Source organism: Pseudomonas sp. MD195_PC81_125, from assembly GCF_014060985.1.
Lineage (GTDB): Bacteria > Pseudomonadota > Gammaproteobacteria > Pseudomonadales > Pseudomonadaceae > Aquipseudomonas > Aquipseudomonas parakoreensis.
The window spans coordinates 1-515 of record NZ_JABULD010000844.1; the positions used below are offsets into that span (position 1 = coordinate 1).

Annotated in this window: 1 protein-coding gene; it reads left to right on the forward strand. The window is 42.7% G+C overall.

Annotated features, from left to right (window positions below; translation table 11 throughout):
- Positions 1-61: 61 nt before the first annotated feature.
- Positions 62-515 (forward strand): hypothetical protein (locus tag HT737_RS29655; RefSeq protein ID WP_182404602.1); only part of this gene is annotated, 454 nt, incomplete at its 3' end.

The following is a 515-nucleotide window of genomic DNA, read 5'->3' on the forward strand; positions in this document are numbered from 1 at the left end:
TAAAATCTACAACTCCGAAGACATTGAAAAACTACTACTTCATAGCGTTCAAGGATTCCGTGTGGCGAAACAGTTTTTCTCCAAATCGCTAGTGAATATGTGGCCGCAAATTATCTCTTTAAACCCAACCTACTCTAAAAGCGATGCTGTAGAAGCCTCTCCTAATCAGTGGATTGTAGAAGAGGCTTTTCCAGATGGGTCATGGAGGGCATATTCAAACACAGCCGAAAACGCAGCTTTGATAGCAAATGAAATAGTCATGCTAGAAATTCATGAACCAATGTATCTAGCTGCTTGGAAAGATGCTGTACGTTTATTTCCAGACTTTTTTGAAATCCCAGATACTGGAATTGATGCCGCATTGAGCTGGAGCAAGCTCCCGCCTAAATGGTCCGCAGATATATTACTGGAAACGTTGTCGCCGAATCCACGATGGTCATTACTTGCCATTTGGAGCCTCGTGGATTCTAACAAAGTTCGCTCCATTCTTAAAAAACTGGGTCAGGATGCCTCAC